The organism is Aeromonas sp. QDB20, from assembly GCF_027707805.1.
Lineage (GTDB): Bacteria > Pseudomonadota > Gammaproteobacteria > Enterobacterales > Aeromonadaceae > Aeromonas > Aeromonas dhakensis.
The window spans coordinates 72,070-96,092 of record NZ_JAPCJC010000001.1; the positions used below are offsets into that span (position 1 = coordinate 72,070).

Annotated in this window: 16 protein-coding genes; 7 read left to right on the forward strand and 9 right to left on the reverse strand. The window is 65.4% G+C overall.

The features are described from left to right. Positions 1-5: 5 nt before the first annotated feature. Together amoG and amoH are read left to right on the forward strand one after the other, a co-directional pair. Positions 6-6,299 carry an amonabactin biosynthesis non-ribosomal peptide synthetase AmoG gene (gene amoG / locus PG897_RS00315; protein WP_201881895.1) on the forward strand — a complete coding sequence of 2,098 codons (6,294 nt, stop codon included), beginning with the start codon at positions 6-8 and terminating at the stop codon, positions 6,297-6,299. After that, the gene (gene amoH, locus PG897_RS00320; protein WP_201881888.1) at positions 6,296-7,840 is read left to right on the forward strand and encodes an amonabactin biosynthesis glycine adenylation protein AmoH; all 1,545 of its coding nucleotides are present in this window, start codon (positions 6,296-6,298) and stop codon (positions 7,838-7,840) included. Before amoG ends, amoH begins: the two co-directional genes overlap by 4 nt. A 73-nt stretch (positions 7,841-7,913) precedes the next feature. Here amoH and PG897_RS00325 read toward each other — a convergent pair whose 3' ends face one another. Continuing rightward, the gene (locus PG897_RS00325; protein ID WP_201881882.1) at positions 7,914-8,858 is read right to left on the reverse strand and encodes an amonabactin ABC transporter substrate-binding protein; all 945 of its coding nucleotides are present in this window, start codon (positions 8,856-8,858) and stop codon (positions 7,914-7,916) included. A gap of 156 nt (positions 8,859-9,014) precedes the next feature. On the opposite strand from PG897_RS00325, the gene amoD reads away from it, so the two are divergent. Continuing rightward, positions 9,015-9,785 carry an amonabactin biosynthesis phosphopantetheinyl transferase AmoD gene (gene amoD, locus PG897_RS00330; protein ID WP_201881881.1) on the forward strand — a complete coding sequence of 257 codons (771 nt, stop codon included), beginning with the start codon at positions 9,015-9,017 and terminating at the stop codon, positions 9,783-9,785. Between the two features lie 61 nt (positions 9,786-9,846). On the opposite strand, the gene PG897_RS00335 is transcribed toward amoD, so the two are convergent. The 5 genes from PG897_RS00335 to PG897_RS00355 all read right to left on the reverse strand — a co-directional run bounded on the left by PG897_RS00335 (position 9,847) and on the right by PG897_RS00355 (position 16,122). Next, positions 9,847-10,650 carry an amonabactin ABC transporter ATP-binding protein gene (locus PG897_RS00335; RefSeq protein WP_043161687.1) on the reverse strand — a complete coding sequence of 268 codons (804 nt, stop codon included), beginning with the start codon at positions 10,648-10,650 and terminating at the stop codon, positions 9,847-9,849. A gap of 43 nt (positions 10,651-10,693) precedes the next feature. Further along, entirely contained in the window at positions 10,694-11,761 is a 1,068-nt protein-coding gene (locus PG897_RS00340; RefSeq protein WP_201881879.1) for an amonabactin ABC transporter permease subunit 1, read from the reverse strand. A gap of 13 nt (positions 11,762-11,774) precedes the next feature. After that, a complete protein-coding gene (locus PG897_RS00345) occupies positions 11,775-12,791 on the reverse strand; it encodes an amonabactin ABC transporter permease subunit 2 (protein ID WP_010633763.1) in 1,017 nt (338 codons plus the stop codon). Positions 12,792-12,861: 70 nt separating this feature from the next. Beyond that, positions 12,862-14,835, reverse strand: coding sequence for a siderophore amonabactin TonB-dependent receptor (locus tag PG897_RS00350; protein ID WP_270828683.1), 1,974 nt, complete (start codon positions 14,833-14,835; stop codon positions 12,862-12,864). Positions 14,836-14,892: 57 nt separating this feature from the next. Continuing rightward, positions 14,893-16,122 (reverse strand): siderophore amonabactin export MFS transporter, encoded by a 1,230-nt coding sequence (locus tag PG897_RS00355; RefSeq protein WP_201881878.1) that lies wholly within the window; start codon positions 16,120-16,122, stop codon positions 14,893-14,895. Positions 16,123-16,373: 251 nt separating this feature from the next. Between PG897_RS00355 and PG897_RS00360 the strand changes: the two genes are divergently transcribed. Then, positions 16,374-17,126 (forward strand): hypothetical protein, encoded by a 753-nt coding sequence (locus PG897_RS00360; RefSeq protein ID WP_043172046.1) that lies wholly within the window; start codon positions 16,374-16,376, stop codon positions 17,124-17,126. Positions 17,127-17,139: 13 nt separating this feature from the next. On the opposite strand, the gene PG897_RS00365 is transcribed toward PG897_RS00360, so the two are convergent. From PG897_RS00365 to PG897_RS00375, 3 genes are all read right to left on the reverse strand, one after another. Next, the gene (locus PG897_RS00365) at positions 17,140-17,601 is read right to left on the reverse strand and encodes a DUF2919 domain-containing protein (RefSeq protein WP_270828684.1); all 462 of its coding nucleotides are present in this window, start codon (positions 17,599-17,601) and stop codon (positions 17,140-17,142) included. Positions 17,602-17,741: 140 nt separating this feature from the next. Next, a complete protein-coding gene (gene corA, locus PG897_RS00370; protein ID WP_005301617.1) occupies positions 17,742-18,689 on the reverse strand; it encodes a magnesium/cobalt transporter CorA in 948 nt (315 codons plus the stop codon). A gap of 405 nt (positions 18,690-19,094) precedes the next feature. Continuing rightward, positions 19,095-20,738 carry an electron transfer flavoprotein-ubiquinone oxidoreductase gene (locus tag PG897_RS00375; protein WP_270828685.1) on the reverse strand — a complete coding sequence of 548 codons (1,644 nt, stop codon included), beginning with the start codon at positions 20,736-20,738 and terminating at the stop codon, positions 19,095-19,097. A 123-nt stretch (positions 20,739-20,861) separates the two neighbouring features. On the opposite strand from PG897_RS00375, the gene PG897_RS00380 reads away from it, so the two are divergent. From PG897_RS00380 to serC, 3 genes are all read left to right on the forward strand, one after another. Next, on the forward strand, positions 20,862-21,611 hold the full coding sequence (locus PG897_RS00380; protein ID WP_005301613.1) for an electron transfer flavoprotein subunit beta/FixA family protein: 750 nt from the start codon (positions 20,862-20,864) through the stop codon (positions 21,609-21,611). Positions 21,612-21,711: 100 nt separating this feature from the next. Next, positions 21,712-22,638 carry an electron transfer flavoprotein subunit alpha/FixB family protein gene (locus PG897_RS00385; RefSeq protein WP_043172050.1) on the forward strand — a complete coding sequence of 309 codons (927 nt, stop codon included), beginning with the start codon at positions 21,712-21,714 and terminating at the stop codon, positions 22,636-22,638. A 224-nt stretch (positions 22,639-22,862) separates the two neighbouring features. Further along, entirely contained in the window at positions 22,863-23,951 is a 1,089-nt protein-coding gene (gene serC, locus PG897_RS00390; protein ID WP_043172051.1) for a 3-phosphoserine/phosphohydroxythreonine transaminase, read from the forward strand. Positions 23,952-24,023 lie beyond the last annotated feature (72 nt).

Sequence of the window (24,023 nt, forward strand, 5' to 3'; positions counted from 1 at the left end):
TACAGATGAACAATATGATTTTGCTGTTGAAACAGCTGGAACGGCAGGGAGTGAAGCTTGGGCTGAACGACAAGGGTCAGCTTATCTCCCAGTCGAGCAAGGAGGCGGTGACGCCGGCCATCGGCGCCACCATCAAGGCCCACAAGGATGAGCTGGTGCGCTGCCTGGCGGCCCGCGCCGCCTTCGAGGCGCCCATTCTTGCGCAACGTGATGCCGAGGGCGCCCGGCAGGGCCCGCTCTCGTCCTCCCAGAGCGGGCTCTGGTTTATCGAGCAGTACGAGGAGGCCTCCCACCTCTACAACATGCCGGTCTATTTTCGCGTCAAGGGAGAGCTGGACACGGCGGCGCTGGAGTTTGCCTTCGACCACCTGTTTGCCCGCCACCCCAGCATGCGCACCCGCTTCATCAAGGACGAGGCGGGCAGGGGGGCGCAGGAGATCCTGCCCCACACCCCCTTCACGCTGCAGATTGAGGACGTGAGCGCAGAGCCCGCTGCCGAGCGGGAGGCCTATGTGGCCCGCCGGGTGCGCGAGGAAATAGGCCGCCCCTTCTCCCTGACCCAGGGGGATCTCAGCCGGGTGCACCTTATTCGGCTGGGCAGCCGCGAGCACGTGCTGCTGATCACCCAGCATCACATCATCTCCGACGGCTGGTCGGTCAAGAACATGTTCGCGGATCTCAAGCGCGCCTTTCTTGCCCATCAGAACCGCGAGCCCCTGCAGGTGAGCGAGCTGCCGCTCACCTATATCGACTATGCCCGCTGGTTCAACTCGGACCGTTTCCTCGATTATCACGCCGAGTTCAAACCATTCTGGGTCGACCGGCTCGGTGGCAGCCCCGAGGTGCACGGTCTGCCGCTCGACAAGCCGCGCCCGGCCCATCAGGACAGCGGCGGCGAGCTGGTCTTCTCTACCATCGACAACGCGCTGTGGGAGAGCTTCAAGCGCCTCTGTCAGCGCCACAGCACCTCCAACTTCATCGGTCTGCACGCCCTGTTTGCTCTGCTGATGGTGCGCCAGAGCGGCGAGAAGGAGGTGGTGATCGGCACCCCGCTCGCCTATCGCGAGCGCCACGAGATCGAGTCGCTGGTGGGCTTTTTCGTCAATACGCTGGTGCTGCGCACTCAACTCAGCGGCAAGCCCAGCTTTGTCGACTATCTGCAGCAGTGCCGGGAGGAAGATCTGGCGGCCTTCGATCACCAGCTCTACCGCTTCGAGGCGCTGGCCGAGGCCATCGGCGCCGATCGCACCACCGCCATCAACCCCATCTTCCAGATCATGCTGGTCTATCAGGCCAAGGTGGACTTCAACGATCTCATCCCCGGCTGCCAGCTGGTGGAGGAGACCTCGCCTGTGCTGCCGGCCAAGACCGACATCTCGGTCAAGGTGACCGAGCTGATGGATTCGGTCAGGGTGGATTGGCTGTTTGCCACCGCCCTGTTCGAGCGAGAGACCATCCAGGCTTTTGCCGATCGCCTGCTGCACCTGATGCGCGCCGTGGTGGCGGCCCCCGAGACCGACATCTGGCAACTGCCGCTGGAGGCGGGCACCGACCAGGCGGCGCTGGCCGCACAGCTTGCCGACCTGCCGCGGGATTACCCGAGCCGCGATACTCTGCTCTGTCATATCGAGCGGCGGGCCACGCAGTTGCCGGACGCGCTGGCGGTCAGTGACGGCGCGCAATCGTTGACCTATGGCGAGCTGGAGGTGCGTGCCAACCGGCTGGCTCACTGGCTGCAGGCTCAGGGGGTCACCCCGGGCGCCGCCATCGGCATCCAGGCCAGACGTGATGTCGCCTTCGTGGTTGCCCTGCTCGCCTGCTGGAAGGCGGGGGCGGCCTATGTGCCCCTCGACCCTGCCTATCCCGCCGAGCGACTGGCCCATATCCTGAGCGACGCCAGTATTGCACTGGTGCTCGGGGGAGAGCCGGATGCCCGGCTTGCCGAGGCCATCAAGGGCACGACGGCCGAATATCACGATCTGCACCAGCTTGCGCTGGACAAGATGCCAACCAGCACGCCCGCACTGCCTCGGGACGCTGCCATGCTGGCCCAGATCATCTACACCTCCGGCAGCTCCGGCCTGCCCAAGGGAGTCATGGTGGAGCAGGGCAGCCTGGTCAACCTGATGGCGGATCATGGTGAGCGCATCGCCCTTGATCAGAATGGGGCCATGTTCAACTGCATGTCCCTCTCGTTTGATGCGGGCAACATGACCGCCTTGTTGCCGCTCTACTGCGGCGCGGCCCTGCACTTCGGCGAGCCGGGCGAGGGGGTGATCAGTGCCGCGATCGCTTGTGGTGCCAGCCATATGATTTTGCCGACCGCCTTGCTTGCCAACCTTTTGCCGCCAGCGGATCTCGGCTCCCTCAAGGCCATCGGTTTTGGCGGCGAGGCGTGCCCGAGCAGCCTGGTGGAGCGTTGGGGGGAGCGGGTGGCCCTCTTCAACATGTACGGCCCGACCGAGTGCACCGTCACCGCGCTCTGCGCGCGGCTCACCCCGGGGGCGGCCATCACTATCGGTCGCCCCGTCAACCACCTGAAGGCGCTGATCCTGGACGAGGCGGGCAACCTCTGCCCGGTGGGGGGCCCAGGCGAGCTCTGCCTGGCGGGGCTGGGGCTGGCTCGCGGCTACCTCAATCTGCCGGAGCGCACTCAGGAGGCCTTTATCGAGCTGGCCTTTGATGCAACGAAGGAGGAACGCACATATCGCCTCTATCGCACCGGCGATCGGGCCCTGCTGCGCCGCGACGGCAACATCCAGTATCTGGGCCGGATAGACGAGCAGATCAAGCTGCGCGGCTATCGTATCGAGCCGGGGGAGATAGAGACCCGGCTTGCCGAATTGTGCCCGGCCATTCGCCAGATCAAGGTGGTGGTGCAGGAGGGGCGCCTGCTGGCGTATGCCAGTTTACAGGCCGGTGCGAGCGAGCCCGACGGCGATGCCCTGCTGCAGCGGGCCGGCGAGTGCCTGCCCGAATACATGGTGCCGGCGCGCCTCTGCTGGCTGCCCGAGATGCCGCTCACCCCCAACGGCAAGCTGGATTTGCGCCGCCTGCCCGCCATCGTCTGGCAGCAGAGCAAGGGCGAGCCGCAAAACGAACTGGAGCAGACCGTGCTCGCCATCTGGCAAGGGGTGCTCAAGCAGCCGCTCGGGGTGGAGGATGATTTCTTCCGGTTGGGCGGTGACTCCATCCTCAGCATCCAGCTCACCACCCGGTTGCGGGATGCGGGGCTGCACTGCAGCGTGAAGGACGTGTTCGAAGCCAAGACGGTGCGCCGCCTCTGCCGCCAGCTCGGCCAGCAGCAGGCGGTCAGCCACAGGAGCGAGCAGGGCAGCCTGACCGGCGAGTTCCCGCTCCATCCCATTCAGCACTGGTTCTTCGAGCAGGGCTTTGCCAAGCCCGGTCACTGGAACCAGGGGGTGATCCTGCGCCTGCCGGCCGGGGTGGACGATGAGGCCCTGCGCGGCTGGCTGGATACCCTGCGCCAGCACCACGATGCCCTGCGCCTAGCGGTGACCCCGACCGGCCAGCGCTACCTGGCCGAACTGGCGCTGCCGCCGCTGCCGACCCTGGATGCCGGAAGCCTAGATGAGGCCGAGCTGCAGGCCCGCCTGACCGAGCTGCAGGGAGATTTCGACCCTGCCAGCGGCCACACCCTGGCCTGGGCCCGCCTGCGCAATCTCTCCCTCGAGGGTGAGCGGGAGGGCGAGCGCGAGACGGTGGAGGGGCTCTTCCTCGCCTTCCATCACCAGGTCATCGATGCCGTCTCCTGGCGCATTCTGGCCGAAGATCTGGCCCGGGTGAGCAGGGGCGAGCCGCTGCCCGCCAAGGGCAGCAGCTATCGCCAGTGGGGCGAGGGGCTCGCGGCCTACGCCAAACGGGAAGAGGATCAGCTTGGCTTCTGGCTGGCTCAGGGGGAAGGCAGCCAGGGTCACCTGCTGGAAGCCGCCCGCGCCGCCGATGGCCGCGCCGCCGCCAGCCTGCTGCAACTGAGTCAGGAGACCACGGCTCGTCTCATCGACACCGCCAACCAGGCCTACTTCACCCGGGTGCCCGACCTGCTGCTGGCGGCACTGACCCGTACCCTGAGCGAGCTGGGTTACGGCAGCCGTCACTGCGTGATGTTGGAAGGACACGGCCGTGAGGCCATCGATGCTGAACTGGACGTGAGCCGTACCCTGGGCTGGTTCACCAGCACCTACCCGCTGGCGCTGGAGGATGCCAAGGCGTGGGATTCGCTGGTGTGCGCCACCAAGGAGCAGCTGCGCGCCGTGCCGGACAAGGGAGTGGGCTTCAACGCCCTGCGGCTGCACCACCCCCGTGGCTGGGCACTGCCCGAAGCCCTGGTGGTCTTCAACTACCTAGGGGTCAGCCATCAGGGCGAGGCCGCTCAACCCTGGCAGCCTCTGCCGATGGCACCGGGGGCCCCCACGTCCCCTGACAACCTGCCGCGCGAACTGGTCAGCCTGCACGGGGGGGTCTACGACGGTCGCCTCACCCTGCGCCAGGTCGGCGCCCTCAACCAGCAGGCAAGCGACGCCCTGATGGCGCGGCTGGCGGACAACCTGACGGCGCTGGTGGAGCACTGCTGCAACCTGAAGGCCCCGCGTCACACTCCGAGCGACTTCCCGGGGATCGCTCTCTCGCAAAGCGCGCTCGATCGGGTGCTGAGCGGGTGCGAAGTGGAGACCCTGCTGCCCATGACCTCGCTTCAGCAGAGCATGTTCCATCACAGGGCGTTGCTGCCCCGGGATCACGCCTATCACCTGCAGACCGAGTTTGACTATCACCAGCCGCTGGACATGGCAATCTACCGTCAGGCCTGGCAGGGGCAGATCGCCCGCTGGCCGGCCCTTCGCAGCGAGCTGGTGCTGGCGGACGGGGTGGCGCTCCAGCGCATCCTCAAGCGCGCCGAGTTGCCATTCCACTATGAGGACTTGTCTGAAGTGGAAAATGCAGAGGCACGGGTCCAGGCCTATCGCGAGCAGGATCTGGCCAGCCCGATCCCGCTCGAGCAGGCGCCCCTGCTGCGCCTTGCCTGCTTCAAATTGGCCCCCGATCACCACAAGGTGATCTTCAGCGCCCATCACGGCGTGCTGGATGGCTGGAGCGGCCCCGTGTTGCTGGGTTCCTTGCATCGCGGTTATCAGGCGCTGATGAACGGCCTGCTGCCGCAGGGCGAGCCGGATACCGCCTGGCTCGAATTTGGCCGCCATATCGCCAGCCAAACCCGCAGCGCCGACGCCTACTGGCAGGGGCGGGGCGAGCTCTTGGCAACGCCTAACGATCTCGCCTGCCTGTTCGGGGTGACGCTGGACGCTAGCTCAAGCGGGCGCCATACCCAGCTGCGACCGGCGGTGTGCGCCACGGCGTTGTCGGCCGAGGTGGCGACCTTGCTCGCGAACCGTGCCCGCGACCTTGGCGTGACCGCGGGCCTGTTGGCCCAATATGCCTGGCACCGTCTGCTGGCACGCCGCTCTGGCGATGCCGTCACCCTGGTGGGCAACGTGACCCCGGGTAGGGATTACCCCATCGAGGGGATCACCGCGAGCGTCGGGCTCTACATCAACAGCCTGCCGTTGGCGCTTGAGTGGCACACCGAGTTGACCCTGGCCGAGCATATCGCCCGGTTGCAGACCGACCTGATGGCGCTCAATGAGCACGGCACCCAGTCGCTGGCGGCACTGACCAAAGGCCGGGCACGCCTGTTCCAGAGCCTGTTCGTGTTCGAGAACTACCCCATGCCGGCGGTGCCTGCCGTCGCCGAACCCCACCAGCTGGTGCCGCGCTTTGGCGCCGTGGTGGAGAAGGTGGAGCTGCCGCTCTCCGTGGTGGTCAGCAGCCGGGGCGAGACGCTCCAGTTGCGCCTCGAGTTCGATGGCGAGCAGATCCCCGTGGCCCGGGCCGAGGCGGTGCTGGCTGACTGGCTGGCCGAGCTTGGCTGGCTGGCGCAGGCGGATCTGGGCCAGCCGGCCAGCGTGGTGGCGGTCCAGTCCCCGGTGATGCCGCAGGTGGCCGCCACCAAGGCTGATGAACCCGGCCTGGCTCAGCCGCCGGCCGAGGCCCGCGCGTTGGTGGCCCTGTGGGAGCGCCAGTGCGGCGTGCCCGGGATCTGGCAGCAGACCTTGTGTGAACTCGGGGTGGATTCGGTGCAGCAGCTCGCCCTGCTGGTGGCCCTCAACGAGGCATTTGGCCAGGATCGAGCGCCGCTTACCCTGCAAACCCTCAAGGCCCATCCATCCCCCAGCCGGCTCTATGGGCACTGGCTGGTGCGCCAAACGGAGGCCGCGCTATGACAGTGACCATCAAGCATGAGTCCCCGGCCGTGTCACCCCTGAGAGGCGCCTCCAAGGGGGCGGCCAACCTGGGTGCGCGGCTGGCGGCCTGTCTGGCCGCCAGCCCGCTGGCCCCCGCCATTCGCATGGGCGGGGAGGGGATCAGTGAGGGCGGATCAGATGAGCAGTGGCTCAGCTATGGCGCGCTCAATGATCGGGTGGCCCGGATTGCCGCCCGCCTGCAGGGGCTGGCGGTGGGGGAGCGGGTCGGCCTCTATCTTTCCCGCAGCCCCGATCTGGTGGCCAGCCTGCTGGCCTGCCTGCGGCTCGGTCTCACCTTCGTGCCCCTTGAGCCGGACTTTCCGGTGGAGCGGCTGCAGGGGATCGCCCGTCAGGCGCGCCTGTCGGCGGTGCTCTGCGACGGCGACAGGCCGGCTCCCGCCTTCGGCTGTCCGCTGCGCACCCTCAATGGGCCCGCAGCGGCAGGGCCCGTTTCCTGGCCCCAGGTTGATGACGCCCTGGCTGCCTACATGATGTTCACCTCGGGCTCCACCGGCGAGCCCAAGGGGGTGGTCATCAGCCGGCGGGCCCTGCTCTGCTTCCTCGACGGGATCCGCGAGCGGCTCGGGCTCTCACCGAGCTGCCACTGGCTCTTTATCACCACCCCGGCCTTCGACATCTCCCTGCTGGAGATGCTGGGGCCGCTCTGGGGCGGTGGCCGGCTCACGGTGGCCGGCGGCGAGCACAACAAGGATCCGCTGGGGATGCTGGCCCTGCTCGAGGCTGACCCTTCCATCAACTGGCTGCAGGCCACCCCGGCCTGCTGGCGCATGCTGATCAAGGCTGGCTGGCAGGGGCGCAATACCCTCACCGCCCTGTGCGGTGGCGAGGCGCTGGATTCGGGATTGGCCGAGCAGCTCTGTGCCCGCACCCGGCGGCTGTGGAACTGCTACGGGCCCACCGAGGCCACCGTCTGGTCGCTGGTGAGCGAGGTGATCTGGCCACCGACTGATGGCCAGATCACCATCAGCCACAGCCTGCCCGGCTATCGTCACTGGGTGCTGGACGAGGCGGGGCAGCCGGTGGCAGAGGGGGAGTGTGGCGAACTCTGCATCGAGAGCCCGGCCCTGTGCGAGGGGTACTGGCGCAAGCCGGCCTTGACCCGCGCCGCCTTCCTGCGCCTGGCCACCCATCGCCTCTATCGCACCGGCGATCGGGTGCGCCGGCTGGGGGCCGACAGTTTCCTCTATCTGGGGCGGCGCGACGATCAGGTCAAGCTGCGCGGTTTTCGCATCGAGCTCGGCGAGGTGGAGGCGGGACTGCGCCGCCAGGCCGGGGTGCAGGAGGCGGCGGTGCGTCTGGTGGGCGAGGGGGACGAGGCCATGCTGGTAGGCTACGTGGAGGCGAAAAGCGGGGTGACCCTCAATCGCCTCGCCCTGCGCAAGGGGCTGCAGGCGACGCTGCCGCACTACATGGTGCCGGCGCGGCTCATGCTGCTGGATGCCCTGCCCAAGACCGGCAGCGGCAAGCTGGACAGAAAGGCGCTGCCCTTGCCGGAATAAGTTGGATGTTAAAAGCCATGGATAAAAAAAGCCCGCAAATGCGGGCTTCTTTGTGGGCGCTGATCACGCGGGCTTATTGGGTGATGGGGGCCGCATCGGGTTTGGCCAGCAGCTGCTCGACGTCGTCGATCACCTTGAGGGCCGCCTGGGGGCCACCGGTGGAGGTCCAGAGCGACCCGTCCACGGCGCCGAAGCGCTTGCTCTTGATGGCGCCGAGCTGCTGGAAGGCCGGAGTCTGTTCGGCCTGCTTCATGGCATCCACCGCATCGCCGCTGGCGCTCAGGGTGCCGATCACCAGCCAGTCGCCGTCCAGCAGGTTGAGGGATTCCAGGCTCAGGGCCGGGGAGTGGGGGGTCTTGTCACCGATCTGGTGGGTCGGCCGGGTCAGCCCCATCTCTTCCACCACGCTGCTGGCGAAGGTGCCGCTGTGCATGTAGCTCGGGCCCTTGGGGTTCCAGCGCACTATGCTCAGGCGCTCGCCCTGATGCTTGGCGAGCTTGCTGCGGGCTTCCTGCAGGCGGGCGTCATACTGGGCGAGGAAGGTCTTGGCTTCGGCGTCCCGGTTCAGCACGTGGGCGCTGCGATTGAAGATCTCCTTCCAGGAGTCACCCCAGTTGCCGGTAACGACGGTGGGGGCGATCTCCTTGAGCAGGGCCAGCAGCTCGGGCTTGGTCTGGCCGGTGAGGATGAGGTCGGGTTCCAGATCGATCAGCTTCTCCAGGTTGGGGTTGTCCAGATCGCCGACCACGGCGATCTCCTTGCCCGCCTGTTGCAGCAGGTAGCGGGGCAGGGTGGACTGGCCGCGGCCATTGACGGTGCCGACCGGTTGCAGCCCCAGGGTCAGGGCGCTGTCCAGATCGATTTCGCTCAGTACCACCACCCGCTTGGGCTGGGCCGGTACGACCTGGGTCTTGCCGTCGGCATCGGTCACCTGACGGGTCTCGCTGCCGGCCTGTACCTGGAAGCCGACCAGACTGGCCAGCATCAGCACGGCAGCCAGGGGAGAGGAGATCTTCATCGTTACATCCTTCTTGGTGAAATCAGTGGAACACTGGGTCCCAAACGGGCGAACTCATGCTACCACAAATTCAAATGATAAGAATTGTCATTTGTGTTTGTGGCATGAAGAGGGGGCGGTTTGCTACCATGCTGGCTCATCCATCAAGGGCTCTTTGTGATGTTCATTGCCACCGGGCCAGCCTGCTTACTGGACCGCTTTATCGTGCATGCCGACAGCCTGCCGCTGCCCGGCGCGACGCATCTGGCGCTGCAACGGGTCTGTTTTGACCCCGTCGCCTTCACCCCTGCCTGTTACGATGCGGCCGGCATGGTGCTACCCGCCAGCTTGCAGCGCGCGGCTCCCAAGCGGCTGGGGGAGTTTCTGGCCGGCCGGCTGGCGGCCCGCGAAGCCCTGCGCCCCTTCCACCTCTCGAAGCACCCCGTGGCCATCGGCAACGCCCGCGAACCCTGCTGGCCTGCGGGGTTTGAGGGCAGCATCAGCCACAGCCTGTTGCAGGGGCGCGGCATGGCCCTGTGTGCGGTGCGTCCGGGCCGGGCGGGAATGGGGCTGGATCTGGAGGGCTGGCTGGCAGAGGGGCAGGCGAGCGAGCTCTGGCCCGGCATTGCCAGCGGGGAGGAGTGGGGGCGGCTGGCGGCCGCTGCCCGCACCGTCGGCCTGAGCAGGGCTGAGGCGCTTACCTTGATCTTTTCGGCCAAGGAGAGCCTGTTCAAGGCGCTCTACCCCAGGGTGGGGCGCTATTTTGACTTTCTCGATGCCCGCTGGCTGGCCATGACGGAGCAGACCCTCACCCTTGAACTCGTGGACTCGCTGACCCCGACACTGCCTGCCGGTTGGCGCTGTACGCTCTACTGGCAGCCAATGTACTGGCAGACACGGCATTGGCAAACACGGCCGGGCGGGGTGCTCACCAGCCTGCTGCTGTGAGTGGCTGTGTGCCGAAACACAAGCATCAAAAAACCGCCTCTCGGCGGTTTTTTGATGGGGCTCAGGCCGGTTGGCGCATGGCAAAGGCATGTGGCCTGCGGCGCGGCACTATGATGGGGGCGCCGTCGCCGGGGGCGTGCAGTATGTCCACGTCGGTCTGGTAGAGGCGGTCGATGAGGGACTTGGTCACCACCTCGCGGGCTGGCCCCATGGCCTGGATGCCGCCATCCCCCAGCGCGATCAGCTCGTCGCAGTAGCGGGCTGCGGTGGCGAGATCGTGGATGACGATGAGCACCGTCTTGCCCTCGGCGGTGATCTGGTGGATGGCCTCCATCACCTCGGTCTGGTGGCCGATGTCGAGCGCGCTGGTGGGTTCATCCAGCAAGATGATGTCCGCATCCTGGGCCAGCACCATGGCGAGCCACACCCGCTGGGCCTGGCCGCCGGAGAGAGAGCTGGCGCTCTGCTGCAGAATGTCGCCCAGCTGCATCCGCTCGCAGGCCCAGCGCACCATGCGGGCATCCTCCTCGCTCCACTGATTGAACCAGCCCTGATGGGGATGACGGCCGTACTGCACCAGCTGCTCGACCTGGATGCCGGCGGGCACCAGCGGGCGCTGGGGCAGGTAGGCGAGCTCGCGGGCCAGCGCCTTCTTGCCGTAGCTTGCCAGCGGCTTGCTCTTGAGCAGGATCTCGCCGGCCTGCTGCTGCTCCTGGCCTGCCAGCAGTTTGAGCAGGGTGGACTTGCCGCCGCCGTTGGGGCCGACGATCCCCACCAGCTTGCCCTGGGGAATGGTGAAGGAGATGTCGTTGAAGACGGGCTTGTGCTGATAGCCAAATTGCAGGTGATTGATGGTGAGCGTCATCAGGCGGCCCTCGGTCTGTCTTGAAAATGGATGAATGGCATCGTCAGTCGGCCTTCTGGCGGTCTTTGAGCAGGATGAACAGCAGCAGCAGGCCGCCGAGAATACGGGTCATGATGCCGGTGGCCACCTCGTGGGGGCTGGCCAGTACCCGCACCAGGGTGTCGCTGGCCAGCAGCAGCAGGGCGCCGCACAGGGCGGCAATCCACAGCGGCACGATGCGATCCCGGCTGAGCCAGGAGGCGAGCACCGGGGCCGCCATGGCGATGAACACCACGGGGCCGCCGATGGCGGTACCAAGCGCCGCCACCACGATGGCCTGGGCCAGCACGCCGAGCTGCACCCGGTTGACGTTCACCCCCAGGCTCTGGGCGGTGACGGGGCCCAGACGCAGTACGCCGAGGGCCCGGGAGAGATAAACTACCCAGGGGCAGACCAGCAGGATCAGGATCCCCACCGGCAGCACGGTGCTGTAACCCTGGCCGACGAAGTTGCCCATGTTCCACAGGTAGAGGCTGGTGAGGTGCACCAGCGACTGGGTGGACATCACGAACTGGCCGATGGCGTTCATCAGCTCGGAGACCCCGATGCCGATCACCACGAACAGGTAGCCCTGCTCCCCCGGCTTGTTGCACAGGGCATAGAGCACGGCGGCGGCAAACAGGGCACCCAGCGGCGCGGCCCACCAGGGCCAGCTGCCGAGGGTCAGGTAGAGGGAGAAGGCGATGATGGCCAAGGAGGCCCCCTCGTTGACCCCGATCATGTCCGGGGTGGCGAGGCGGTTGCGAATGAGGGTCTGCACCAGGCAGCCGGAGAGGCCCATGGCCGCTCCCGCCACCAGCACGGCAACGATGCGCGGCAAGCGGATCTTGAAGACGGTCACCTCGCTCAGCCGGTTGCCCTCGCCAAGCAGGGTCTGGATCACCCCCAGCATGGTGAGCTTGCCGGAGCCCAGGGTCAGCGCCAGCAGGGAGAGCAGCACCAGGGCCACCAGGAGCCCTAGGGTAATCAGCCAGGCGCGGCGGTACAGCAACAGGGTGCGGCTGCCAACGCGCAGGCAGACGGTGCCGGTGGGAAGCGTCGTGGTGAGGGAGGGATGGATGGAATTGTTCATGAGGCAGGCAACCTTATTTGACGGCCAGCAGGGCGCGGAAGCCGCCGCTGCGCACCACCAGGATGAGCACAGGGGCACCGATCAGCGCCAGGATCACCCCGTTGGGCAGCTCGAACGGCTGGATCAGCCAGCGCGCCAGGATGTCGGCGCCGAGCAGAAAGAGCACCCCGAACAGGGCGGAGAAGCGCACCTGGATGGCGAGGCGCACCGGCTCCACCAGGCGGGCGCAGTAGGCGGCGAGAAAACCGACGAAGCCGATGGGGCCGGCGATGGCGATGGCGCAGGCGGTAAACAGGGTGGCGGCCAAGAGCACGCCGATGCGCACCCGGGTCGGCCGGATGCCGAGCGCCAGCGCCTGGTTGTCACCCATCTGCATCAGGGTGAGCTGGCGACAGAGCGCCAGGGTCAGCAGCAGGCCGAGCAGGGCAAAGGGCATCACGGTGAGCACCGCATCGAGATCCGAGGCGGCCAGCGACCCCAGATTCCAGAAGCGGAACTGCTCCAGCACCACCTGGTTGGAGAGCAGCAGGAAGTTGGAGAGGCCGCCGAAGGTGGCGGAGAGGGCGACCCCCACCAGAATGAGCTTGAGGGGGTTGGAGCGCCCCACCATCAGACCGAGGCCCAGCACGATGAGGTTGCCGAGCAGGGCCCCCATGCCGGACCAGAGCAGGTAACCGTAGGCGGATTCGACGCCAAAATAGGTGAGGCCGATCACCAGGGCGAACACGGCGCCGGCGTTGACCCCGAGCAGGCCGGGTTCGGCCAGCGGATTGCGGGTGGCGCTTTGCAGCATGGAGGCCGCCAGCGCAAGACAGACGCCCACCACCAGGGCACACAGGGTGCGGGGCAGACGCAGGGTGTGAACTATCATGGCGAGTTTTTCATCGGCCACGAGGGCGGGATCGCCCAGCAGAAAACCGGCGACCTCGCGGCCACCATAGACACCGGCGCCAGTGGCCAGTGACAGACAGATCAGCAGGAACAGGAGGATCACTCCCAGCCAGAACAGGTGTGTTTGGTGTCTCTGCACCCGGCTACTCCTTCATGTCGAGGCAATAACAGCAGAAAGAGGGGAGCCCTGACGGACTCCCCTGCGGGGCTTACAGCTTGTAATCCACGCCGGCGTAGACGGTACGACCTTCCAGAATGAAGTCGGCGTCGGTGGCAACCTGGTCACGCTTGGTGTTGGTGAGGTTGGTGATGCCCAGCTTGAAGTCGAGCGCCGGGGTGACCTTCCACTTGGTGTTGACGTCCAGGGTCTGGTAGCTGTCGGACTTGAGCGCCTGGGAGTTGTGCATCGGCACCTTGATGAACTGGCTGCCCACGTACTGCCAGGCCAGGTTGGTGCTGACGATCTCGGTGGCTTGCCAATCCAGGCTCAGGTTGCCGGTGTGATCCGGGGTCTTGGCCAGATCGTCGCCGGTGCTCTTGTCTTCGGAGTCCAGCATGGTCCAGTTGCCGGTCAGCTTGACGTCGTCCATCACATCGACCCATCCGGTCAGCTCCAGCCCCTTGACCCGGGCCTTCTTGACGTTGAGGTAGGTCATCACGCTCGGACGATAGCCCGGGCCCCACTGATCGCACTGGATCAGATCCTCGATGTCGTTGTGGAAGCCGGTGAGGCCGGCGCCAAAGCGCTCTGCCTCATAGGCGGTGCCCAGCTCGTAGCTGACGGCGGTTTCCGGTTTCAGATCCGGGTTGCCGATGACCTTGCAGGCGCCGCGGCAGGCGGTGGTGGCGAAGCCTTCGCTGGACTGGGCCAGGGTCGGGGCCTTGAACGCCTTGCCGGCCCCACCCTTGATCACCCACTCGTCGCTCAGCTTGTAGAGCGCATAGGCGCGCGGGCTGAACTCGTTGCCATAGGTTTCGTGGTGATCCAGACGACCGGAGAGGGTCAGCGCCAGATCGCCAAAGCCGAACTCGTCTTGCAGGTAGAGGGCGCTCTGGCTTGCATCCACGCTGCCGTTGGTGATGCTGCGGCTGTGTTCCAGCTCGGTTTTGCGGAATTCTGCGCCGGAAGTCAGCAGATGATCCCCGAGGTAACCGCTCAGCTGGCCGTCGACCGTGTGGTTGGTCTGGGTGACGTCGGCCGCGCCGCCGTTGAGCTGGGAGTCATCCATCAGATCGGTCTGCTCGAAGTAGTAGCGGGCCCGGCTGTCGAAGTGCTCCCAACGGCCGTTGTGGGTGGCCCCCAGGCTCAGGCGATCGAGTTTTTGCACGTTGTGCGGAGTGGCCGGGGCGGTAGGCGCGCGCGGCACGTTGTTGAAGTAGCTGTCCATGTCGTTCTGGTTGTAGCCCAGATCGAACTCCACGTCCTGGTTGTCGCTGACCAGCCACTTCAGGCTGGAGAGCATGTTGACCACTTCCCGTTTCTCCAGCGCATCGGCGTCCTTGTTGTTGGACTGATCGCTGTGCCAGCGGTCGCGCTGATAGCCTTCCACCACCAGGCTGCCGAGCAGCTTGTTGTCGATCAGGGCGCCGGAGACGAAGGCGTTGCCACGGTTGGCATCACCGCCATCACCCTTGGTGGGCATGGTGTGGGTGTAGCCGAAGGCGGCCTCGGTCTGCTCCTTGGCCTGGCGCAGGATCACGTTGACCACGCCACCGAGGGCGTCGGCGCCATAGAGGGAGGAGACGGGACCGCGGATCACCTCGATGCGCTCGATGGCAGCCATGGGGATGGAGCTCAAGTCGAAGTCATTGCCAAACGAGCTGCCTAGGGTCTCGCGGGCATTGACCCGCTTGCCGTTGATCAGCAGCAGGGTGTAGTCGCCGCCCATGCCGCGGATCTTGATCTCGTTGCGGCCGGTGGGGTTGGTGCCGATGACGTTGACGCCGGGCACGTGCTTGAGCGCTTCGCCGATGTTGTTGGCGTTCATCTTGTCCAGATCGGCGCGGGTCACCACGGAGACGCTGGCCGGCGCGGAGAGCTCGGTGTGCTTGGTCTGGGTGGCGGTGACCACCAGGGTCTCGTTGGCTTTGGGCGCTTCGGCCTGGGCCAGGCCCGGCAGGGCGATAAGACCGAGGGAGAGCAGGATGGGGTTCAGGCGAAAGACGCCAGGCTGCAACTGCATAGTCAAAACTCCATGAATAAAACAGAGGTTATGGGGTCCGGCTCTGGGGCCGGTGGCTCACTGACTTCCTTGTCTGGCGGGGCCAGACTCGGGGTTATTGTTGTTCCTTGTCTGTGCCAGCCCCTTGAGCAGGAGCCAGACACCGCCGCAGGCCAGCAGACCGCAGCCGATATTGATCCAGGCGAGCCCAGCAAAGCCGTGCAGGGCGCCGCTCTGATCCGACACCAGCAACCTGGCGGAGAGCAGGCTGCCAAGCCCGGCCGCCACATTGGTGACCGTGCCCTGAAAAGACATGAAGGCGGCGCGCTGATGGGGGGCCGGGATGGATGCGGTGATGGCGAGGGTCGAACTGGAGCGGGCCGAGCTCAGCGCCATGAAGAGGGTGAACAGCAGGTAGACGGGCACGCCGACCGGCATGGCGAAACCGAGCAAAGTGATCAGCGCCAGCAGCAGGCTGGTGATCAGGATGGCGGCCTGGGCCCGGCCCTGATCAATCCAGCCACCGCACAGCCGCATGGTGGCCATGCTGGCGAGGCCGCCGCACAGGTAGAGGGCGGCGATCTGCTCGCGCGGGAAGGCGAGGTTGAACTGGAAGTAGTTGGCAAAGTGCGGGATCAGCAGGAAGTGGCCGAACATCTGCAAGCAGAGGATCAACAAGGCGCCCTGGCAGAGCGGCGATCCCAGCAGCTGGCGCAGGCCGCTGCCGTGAGGGGCGCGGTTGACCGGCAAGGAGGGCAGCAAGCGGCTGCTCAGCAGCGCCAGCAGCAGGCCGCACGCACCAAACAGCAGGAAGGGGCTCTGCCAGCCAAACCACTGGGCCAGCACCAGGGCGATGGGCACCACCAGAATGGCGGCCAGGGAGAACGCCATGCCCACGTAGGCGAGACGGCGGCCCCGCTCGGCGGGCGGCACCAGATCCAGCACGGCTGCCATCAAGATGGCGGCGAGCGGCCCGGCCACACAGCCCGACAGGACAAACAGCACCAGCAGTTGCTGGCTGTCTTGCACCAGGGCGCAGGCCATCAGCAGCAGAAAACGCAGGGTGAGCAGCACCAGCAGGGCGGGCTTGCGATTGACTCGATCGAGCCAGGGGGCGGCGATGAGACCCATCAGGGCGGCCCCCAGAGTGGCGCCGCCGCTGAAGTAGCCGGTCTGCTCCGGCTGCATGCCGAGGCTGATGACCAGATCCGGCCCAAGGGGCATCACCATCATCATGCTGCCCATGGAGAGCATGTTGACCAGCAGGGCAAGGTGGATGGCGGCGGGGGTGGTGGTCACTGGCTTCATCGACGGCAAGCTCGAAAAAATGAGACCGAATTGTATCCGAGCGATTTTTTCGTGACAACAAATGGTAATCATTTTTATTTGTGTTATTTGATCTATCTCTGCTCTTTTCATCGAAAAATGAAGGATCTGACCTGCACGGCGTTCACCGCTCACGGGCAAAATCATTGAAAAGCGGGCGGGATGGCCCATGATGACCAGGTGATGAGCAGGCCGATGACGTGAAGGGCTGCCGAGTGGGGCGGGAGGAGAAGATGAGAAGATGGAATTGGTGCGGACTCTGGCTGCTGTGGGGGCTCTGTTGCCTGCCGCTGCGGGCTGAGGTGAAGGTGATCCCGGTATTCGAAACCCAGGCGGCGGTGCAGACCCTCAAGGATCTCTATCCGGAGCTGGGGGTGAGCGCCATGGGCAACCAGCTGGTGCTGAGCGGCAGCGCCGCCCAGCTGCAGGAGGCGGAAGCGGCGCTGGCCAAATTCAACCAGCCGCCCCAGAGCCTGCTCATCGAGTGGCGGGTGGATGGCGCTTCCAGCGGCCAGCAGGCCGGTGTGGGGCTGGGCCGGGATGCCGCCAAGCGGCAGTGGCTGCTGGAGGGCAATGCCCAGCAGTATCAGCGCAGCCAGAATGACAGCTGGCAGGTACGCGGTCTGTCGGGTCGGCCCGTGCTATTGCAGATGGGCACCTATCAGCCGGTCACCTTCTATCAGTGGCGCGGTGGCCAGGTGGTGGGGCTGATGCCGCTGGTGAACGGCCTCTACGCCACCGCCACCCTGATCGGCGACAGGGTACAGATAGCGCTCAGCAGCGAGCAGGCCAGGCTGGAGCAGGGCACCATCAACCGGGGGCAGAGTGCCACCGAGGTGAGCGGTGCCCCCGGTCAGTGGCTGACGGTGGGGGAGCTCTCCACCAGCTCGGCGCAGCAGGGCAGCAGCCTGGGCACCCAGTTGCAGGGGGGCGGCGGTACTCAGAGCGATCGCCAGACCCTGCAGATCCGGGTCACCCGCCAGTGAGCCGACTCGCCCTTCAGTGGGGTTGATCCACCGCGTATTCACGCAGCTGGCGGCTGCGCAGCAGATACCAGAGTGACCAGAGGGTGGCGACCAGCACCAGGGCGGTGGGCCAGCTGAACGACCACTTCTGCAGATTGAGGCTGTGCAGTTGCATCAGCAGGCCGCTGACGGCAGAGCAGAGCAGCAGCAAGGGGCTGTGGCGCCTGAGCCAGGCCCGGATGCTCTGGGTCTGCTGATAGGTGCCGCCGCAGGCGAGCAGCGCCAGTATGGCGGGCACGTCGGTCAGCAGGCTGATGTAGAGGGTGAGCCGGTCCGGGTAGAAGAGGGTCAGGATGGCGCTGCCGCTCTCGCGGGTGACGCCGGCCATCAGAAACAGCCAGACCGAGCTGGTCAGCAAGAGGGCGATGGGCCAGAACCAGAGCGGGGGACGCAGCTGGCCGTGATCGTCATATCTGTGTTCGGGGTAGAGGGTCATGGTTGCCCGGATTCGTCTGTGCAAAGGATGAGGGGGATATGGGGCGAAGCAGAGCCCTTTGCAAGGCGGGGCAGGGGGCGGGAATTAATCGGGGGGCCAGGCCCCCCAATCCGCGACTCTTTATTTGTCAGACAGCAGCATCACAGCCAGCCCTTGCGCTTGAAGAAGAGACCTGTGCCGAGCGATGACATCACCATCAGTACCAGGGAGAGGGGATAGCCGTACTCCCAGGCGAGCTCCGGCATGCGACCGAAGTTCATGCCGTAGATGCTGGCGATAAGGGTCGGCGGCAGGAAGATGACAGCCGCCACCGAGAAGATCTTGATCACCTTGTTCTGCTCCAGGTTGGTCACCCCCATGGAGGCCTCCAGCTGGAAGTTGATCTTGTCGAACAGGAACTGGGTATGGGGCAGCAGGGACTCCACGTCGTGCAGCATCTCGTCGATCCACTTGTTCTGCTCGCCCGTCATGCGCTGGCGCAGGCTGCGCTTCAAGAAGCGCAGGGCGCGACGGGTATCGTGCAGGGAGAGACGGATCTGGCCGTTGGCCTCTTCCTGGGCCATCAACTCCTTGAGCATGGGATTGATCTGATCCGGCTCGAAGATCTGATCGGCGGTGTTTTCCAGGGTCTTGTAGCCATCTTCGATGAGATCGGAGAGGTATTCGACTTTCAGGTTCTGCACCTCCAGCAGGATGTCGAGGGCGTCTTCGACCTCCAGCCGGTCCTGACGCATGTAGTGGCGCAGCAGGCGCACCAGGCCGATGTCATCCTCGCGGATACTGATCAGCAGGTTGTTGCGCAGGGTAAAGGAGACGTGGACACCCTTGGTGTCACGGCCGATCCGCTGGGGAAACAGGGAGTGAATGTGCAGACCGTCGGTATCCCAGTAGAAGCGGGCGGATGCTTCGATGTCATCCAGCTCCTCCTTGTCGGGTACCTCTTCCAGAAACAGGCCCGTCAACCATTCTCGTTCCGCCGTGTCCGGCTTGTAGGCATCCAGCCAGACGGTGTTGTCAGGCACTATGTCGTCAGGCCCGAGCGTGACTATGTCCAGTACCTTGTTATTGAGAATGTAGGCGGTGATCATCTGTCCCCCCTTAAGAAGTCATGGGTAATCAGGGATGGTTGCACAGGTCATGCGGCCTTAGAGCGCGTAGAAAGCGATCCCGTGGACAAGCTGAACGGGCCGATGGAAAACCTGAATGCGGCGAACTATACAGGGGCGGGCCGCGCTTGTCAGGGCCTATTCATCGGAGGTTCAGCCTGTTCGCTCAAAAAAACAGCGAGGTCGGAGCAGCCGCGCCGACCTCGAAACGGGCGATCCCGGCGTCGCCTCCTTTATTCACCCCGATAGGCGGGAGGAGTCGGGTTCACCGGCCGGGATGGTGGGCTCCCGAGCGCCCTGCGACAGCCCCCGGCCGCGCGCCGGAAACCGCTTCTATTTGATGTGTTTGGGCTGAGCATTTTTGTTGTCTGCACAGCGGTTTTTTCATCACATATTGGGATAGTTGGGGCCTGAGCCTCCCTGCGGCGGCGTCCAGACGATGTTCTGGCTCGGATCCTTGATGTCGCAGGTCTTGCAGTGGATGCAGTTGGCCGCGTTGATCTGCAGGCGGGGCTGGCTCTCCGAGCCCAGGATCTCGAACACCCCGGCCGGGCAGTAGCGCTGGGCCGGTTCGGCCCAGGTGGGAAGGTTGACCGCCACCGGGATCGTCTCATCCTGCAGCTTGAGGTGGCAGGGTTGATCCTCGTCGTGGCTGGTGTTGGCCAGATAGACAGACGAGAGCTTGTCGAAGCTGAGCTTGCCATCCGGCTTGGGATAATCGATGGGCTGGCAGCGGCTGGCCATGCGCAGCTGGCGGTAGTCCGGCTCCTTGTCCAGCAGGGTGAACGGCGAGGTGCGGGGGAACAGCCGCTGCTCCAGCCAGTTGAAGGCGCCACCGAGCCAGGGACCCCAGCGGTGCAGGGCGGCGCCGAAGTTGCGCGCCGTTTTGAGCTCATGGGCCAGCCAGCTCTGTTGCAGCGCATCGCCGTATTCGGCCAGATCCAGCCCCCCTTCATCGCCGCCGCGCAGACTCATGGCGACTGTCTTGGCCGCCAGCATGCCGGACTTCATGGCGGTGTGGATCCCCTTGATGCGGGAGAAGTCGAGGGTGCCGGCATCGCAACCGATGAGCAGGCCACCGGGAAAGTGCATGCGGGGCAGGGAGTGCCAGCCCCCCTTGGCGATGGCGCGGGCGCCGTAACTGATGCGCTCGCCCCCCTGCAATGCCGCGGCGATGAGCGGGTGATGCTTTAGGCGCTGAAACTCGTCAAACGGGCTGAGCCAGGGGTTGCGGTAGTTGAGATCGACAATCAGCCCGACCGCCACCTGATCCTGCTCCAGATGGTAGAGATAGAAGCCGCCCTGGCTCTTGTCTTCCTTCCCCTCGGAGAGCGGCCAGCCGCTGCCGTGCAGCACTTGGCCCGCTTTGCCCTGGCCGGGGGGAAGCTGCCACAGCTCCTTGAAGCCGATGGCGTAGTGCTGCGGCTGGGGGCTGTTTTCCAGATGAAAATTGGCAATCAGCTGCTTGCCGAGATGGCCACGGGCCCCTTCGGCAAACAAGGTGTAGCGACCGAGCAGCGCCATGCCGGGCACGTGATCCGCTTTCGGATTGCCCGCCCGATCCAGCCCGAGATCGCCGGTGATCACACCCTTGACCCGTCCCGCTTCCATGATGAGTTCGCTTGCGGTAAAACCCGGGTATATTTCGACTCCCAGCTGCTCGGCCTGCTGACCGAGCCAGCGACAGAGGTTGCCGAGGCTGATGATGCGGCTGCCCTCGTTGTGCATGCGCGGCGGCACCGCCCAGTTGGGCAGTTGCAGGGCGCGGCTGTCGCTTTGCAGCAGGTGCACCTGATCATCGTTGACCTCGACCCCGAGCGGGGCCTGTTGCCAGCTCTCTGGCAGCAGCTCCTTGAGGGCGACGGGATCCAGCAGGGCGCCGGAGAGCAGATGGGCGCCGATCTCCGCTCCCTTCTCCAGCAGGCAGACCGACAGCTCGGCATTGTGCTGCTTGAGGGCGATGGCGGCACTGAGTCCCGCCGGGCCGCCACCGACGATGACGACATCAAATTCCATTGCTTCGCGTTCCATCTTGCCTCTGTGCTCGACTTGGCCTAGGGTAGTGCTGGTAGTTTACGTAAACGTAAAGTAAATGTAAGCAAAAAATGTGAGGGTTTTCATGGATTCACTCAACAGAAGCGAGGGATGCGCGTCATGAAGCTGCTGGTCGCGGTCAAGCGGGTGCTGGATTACAACGTCAAGGTCCGGGTCAAGAGCGATGGCTCGGACGTGGAGCTGGCCAACGTCAAGATGGGGATCAACCCGTTTTGTGAAATTGCGGTGGAAGAGGGGGTCAGGCTGCGCGAAGCCGGCGTGGCGAGCGAGCTGGTGGTGGTGACCTTCGGCCCCGAGGCGGCGGCCGAACAGCTGCGTCACGCCCTGGCGCTGGGAGCGGATCGGGCCCGTCATTACGTGACCGGCGAGACCCTGACCCCGCTCACCGTGGCGCGCGCCCTGCAACAGGTATGCGAGCAGGAAAAGCCCGATCTGGTGCTGCTCGGCAAGCAGTCCATCGATTCCGACAACAACCAGGTGGGCCAGATGCTCGCCGCCCTCAATGACTGGCCGCTCGCCACTTTCGCCTCCGCCATCAAGCTGGTGGAGGGGGAATTGCAGGTGACCCGCGAGATCGACGGCGGACTCGAGACCCTCGGCATGGCGCTGCCAGCGGTGGTGACCGTGGATCTGCGCCTCAACGAGCCGCGCTTTGCCTCGCTCCCCAACATCATGAAGGCCAAGCGCAAGCCGCTCGAGAGCGCGCCCTTTGCCGACCTCGGCGTCGAGCCGGCCGGCCAGACCCGGCTGCTCGGGGTGATGGCCCCCGCTGCCCGCAGCGCCGGCATCATGGTGGGCTCGGTGGACGAGCTGCTGGACAAACTCAAGCACGAAGCGAAGGTACTCTGATGCTGCCAGCAATCAACAGAACCCCGCCCGCCGGCGACAGGCTCGGGGGCGTGATGGGCACACAGGCTGGGACATCAACGGACGATAGCAAGGGGCAGTCATGAGCGTATTGATCATTGCCGAACATCATCAGGGCCAGTTGGCCGACAACGTGGCCCGTCTGGTCACTGCAGGGGGCCAGCTGGGTGGCGAGGTGCATCTGCTGTTGCTGGGGCAGGGGCTGACCGAGGCGGGCGAGCAGGCCGCCGCCCTGCAAGGGGTGAATCGTGTGCTGCTGGCCGAGCATCCCATGCTGGCGGAGGGGCTGAGCGACGGAGTCGATCCGCTGCTGGCCCATATCGCGCGGGATTATCAGCACTGTCTGATGGCCGCCAGCACCCAGGGCAAGGATCTGCTGCCGCGGGTGGCGGCCAGGCTCGGAGTGGAGATGCTCTCCGAGGTGACCGGCATCGAGAGCGGTGACACCTTCCTGCGCCCCATCTACGCGGGCAACGCCGTGGCCCGGGTGGCGTGCAGTGCTCCCATCAAGGTGCTCACCATCCGGCCCACCGCCTTCGCCAAGGCGGCGAGCGGCGGCCAGGCAGAGGTAGAACGGTTGCCGGTGAGCGAGGTGACTTGCCGTACCCGCCTCATCGAGCGGCGCGCCGTGCGCTCCGCCAGACCCGAGCTCGCGGCGGCGCGGGTGGTGGTCTCCGGCGGGCGGGCGCTCGGCTCCAAGGCGCAATTCGCCCTGATCGAGGCGCTGGCCGACAAGCTGGGCGGCGCGGTGGGTGCCTCGCGGGCGGCGGTGGATGCGGGCTTTGTCGCCAACGATCTGCAGGTGGGTCAGACCGGCAAGGTGGTGGCCCCCGAGCTCTATATCGCGGTCGGCATCTCGGGCGCCATCCAGCATCTGGCGGGGATGAAAGAGTCCAAGGTGATCGTCGCCATCAACAAGGACAGCGAGGCCCCGATCTTCCAGGTGGCCGACTACGGGCTGGTGGGGGATCTCTTCACCTTGCTGCCGGAGCTCACCGCCAAGCTGTAACCTGGTGAAAAAAGGGGGCCTGGGGCATTGAGCGCCGGCAGACGCCCATTTCCACGCATGTTCTCTGCAAGCCCTGACCCGTTCAGGGCTTTTTTCTGCCAAGAGCACTGGCGGCGGGTCGGCAAAAGGTTGAGCCAGCTCCCAAAAAGCCTTTGATCCGGGGGCTGCACTTGTGTAAAACCAGACAAGTCACCGATCACACTCATCCACTCACGGAAAGCGTCATGAGCAAACAGATTTACAACTTCTGTGCCGGCCCCGCCATGTTGCCGGTTGAAGTCATGGAGCGCGCCCAGCGCGAATTTTGTAATTTCCAGGGGCTGGGAGCCTCGGTCATGGAGCTCTCCCACCGTGGCAAGCCCTACATGGCGGTCGCCGAGAAGGCCGAAGCCGATCTGCGCGAGCTGCTGGCGGTGCCTGACAACTACAAGGTGCTGTTCATGCACGGCGGCGGCCGTGGCCAGTTCTCCGCGGTGCCCATGAACCTGCTGGGGGGCGCCAACAAAAAGGCCGACTTCCTGCTGACCGGGGTCTGGTCCCAGAGCGCGGTGGATGAGGCCAAAAAGTATGGCGATATCCAGACCTTCCAGGGTGTTGCCAAGAACGAGCAGGGGATCTCCCACCTGCTGCCGACCCCGGCGTTTCGCGCCGATGCGGCCTATGTGCACTACTGCCCGAACGAAACCATCGATGGCATCGAGATGTTCGACATCCCGGCCACCGGCGAGGTGCCGCTGGTGGCGGATCTCTCCTCCACCATCCTCTCCCGTCCCATCGACGTGAGCCGTTTTGGCATCATCTATGCCGGCGCCCAGAAGAACATCGGCCCCTCTGGGCTGGCCATCGCCATCGTGCGCGACGATCTGCTGGATCAGGCCCGCGCCGATGTGCCGTCGATCTTCGACTACCAGCTCACCGCCAAGAACGACTCCATGTTCAACACCCCGCCCACCTACGCCTGGTATCTGGCCGGGCTGGTGTTCGAGTGGCTGAAAGAACAGGGTGGCCTCGAGGCGATGGAAGCGCGCAACAAAGAGAAGGCCGATTTCCTCTACGGCTATCTCGATCAGTCCAGCTTCTATGGCAACCAGGTGGATGCCAGCTGCCGTTCACGGATGAACATCCCATTCCAGCTGAAAAATGCCGAGCTGGACAAGCTGTTCCTGGCCGAGTCGGAAGCCGCCGGCCTGCTGGCGCTCAAGGGACACCGCATCGTCGGCGGCATGCGCGCCAGCCTCTACAACGCCATGCCGCTGGAAGGGGTGAAGGCGCTGGTCAGCTTTATGGACGGTTTTGCCAAGCGCCACGGCTGAGGCGTTATTCCCCGATTGCCGACGCCGGGGACTCCCCGGCGTCTGTTTTTTCCCTGATGCCGGACCGGCCGC

Coding starts and splice junctions, on each gene's coding strand:
- amoG (WP_201881895.1), top strand. CDS start 6: ATGAACAATATGATTTTGCTGTTGAAACAGCTGGAACGGCAGGGAGTG.
- amoH (WP_201881888.1), top strand. CDS start 6,296: ATGACAGTGACCATCAAGCATGAGTCCCCGGCCGTGTCACCCCTGAGA.
- PG897_RS00325 (WP_201881882.1), bottom strand. CDS start 8,858: ATGAAGATCTCCTCTCCCCTGGCTGCCGTGCTGATGCTGGCCAGTCTG.
- PG897_RS00335 (WP_043161687.1), bottom strand. CDS start 10,650: ATGACGCTCACCATCAATCACCTGCAATTTGGCTATCAGCACAAGCCC.
- PG897_RS00340 (WP_201881879.1), bottom strand. CDS start 11,761: ATGAACAATTCCATCCATCCCTCCCTCACCACGACGCTTCCCACCGGC.
- PG897_RS00350 (WP_270828683.1), bottom strand. CDS start 14,835: ATGCAGTTGCAGCCTGGCGTCTTTCGCCTGAACCCCATCCTGCTCTCC.
- PG897_RS00355 (WP_201881878.1), bottom strand. CDS start 16,122: ATGAAGCCAGTGACCACCACCCCCGCCGCCATCCACCTTGCCCTGCTG.
- PG897_RS00360 (WP_043172046.1), top strand. CDS start 16,374: ATGAGAAGATGGAATTGGTGCGGACTCTGGCTGCTGTGGGGGCTCTGT.
- PG897_RS00365 (WP_270828684.1), bottom strand. CDS start 17,601: ATGACCCTCTACCCCGAACACAGATATGACGATCACGGCCAGCTGCGT.
- corA (WP_005301617.1), bottom strand. CDS start 18,689: ATGATCACCGCCTACATTCTCAATAACAAGGTACTGGACATAGTCACG.
- PG897_RS00375 (WP_270828685.1), bottom strand. CDS start 20,738: ATGGAACGCGAAGCAATGGAATTTGATGTCGTCATCGTCGGTGGCGGC.
- PG897_RS00380 (WP_005301613.1), top strand. CDS start 20,862: ATGAAGCTGCTGGTCGCGGTCAAGCGGGTGCTGGATTACAACGTCAAG.
- PG897_RS00385 (WP_043172050.1), top strand. CDS start 21,712: ATGAGCGTATTGATCATTGCCGAACATCATCAGGGCCAGTTGGCCGAC.
- serC (WP_043172051.1), top strand. CDS start 22,863: ATGAGCAAACAGATTTACAACTTCTGTGCCGGCCCCGCCATGTTGCCG.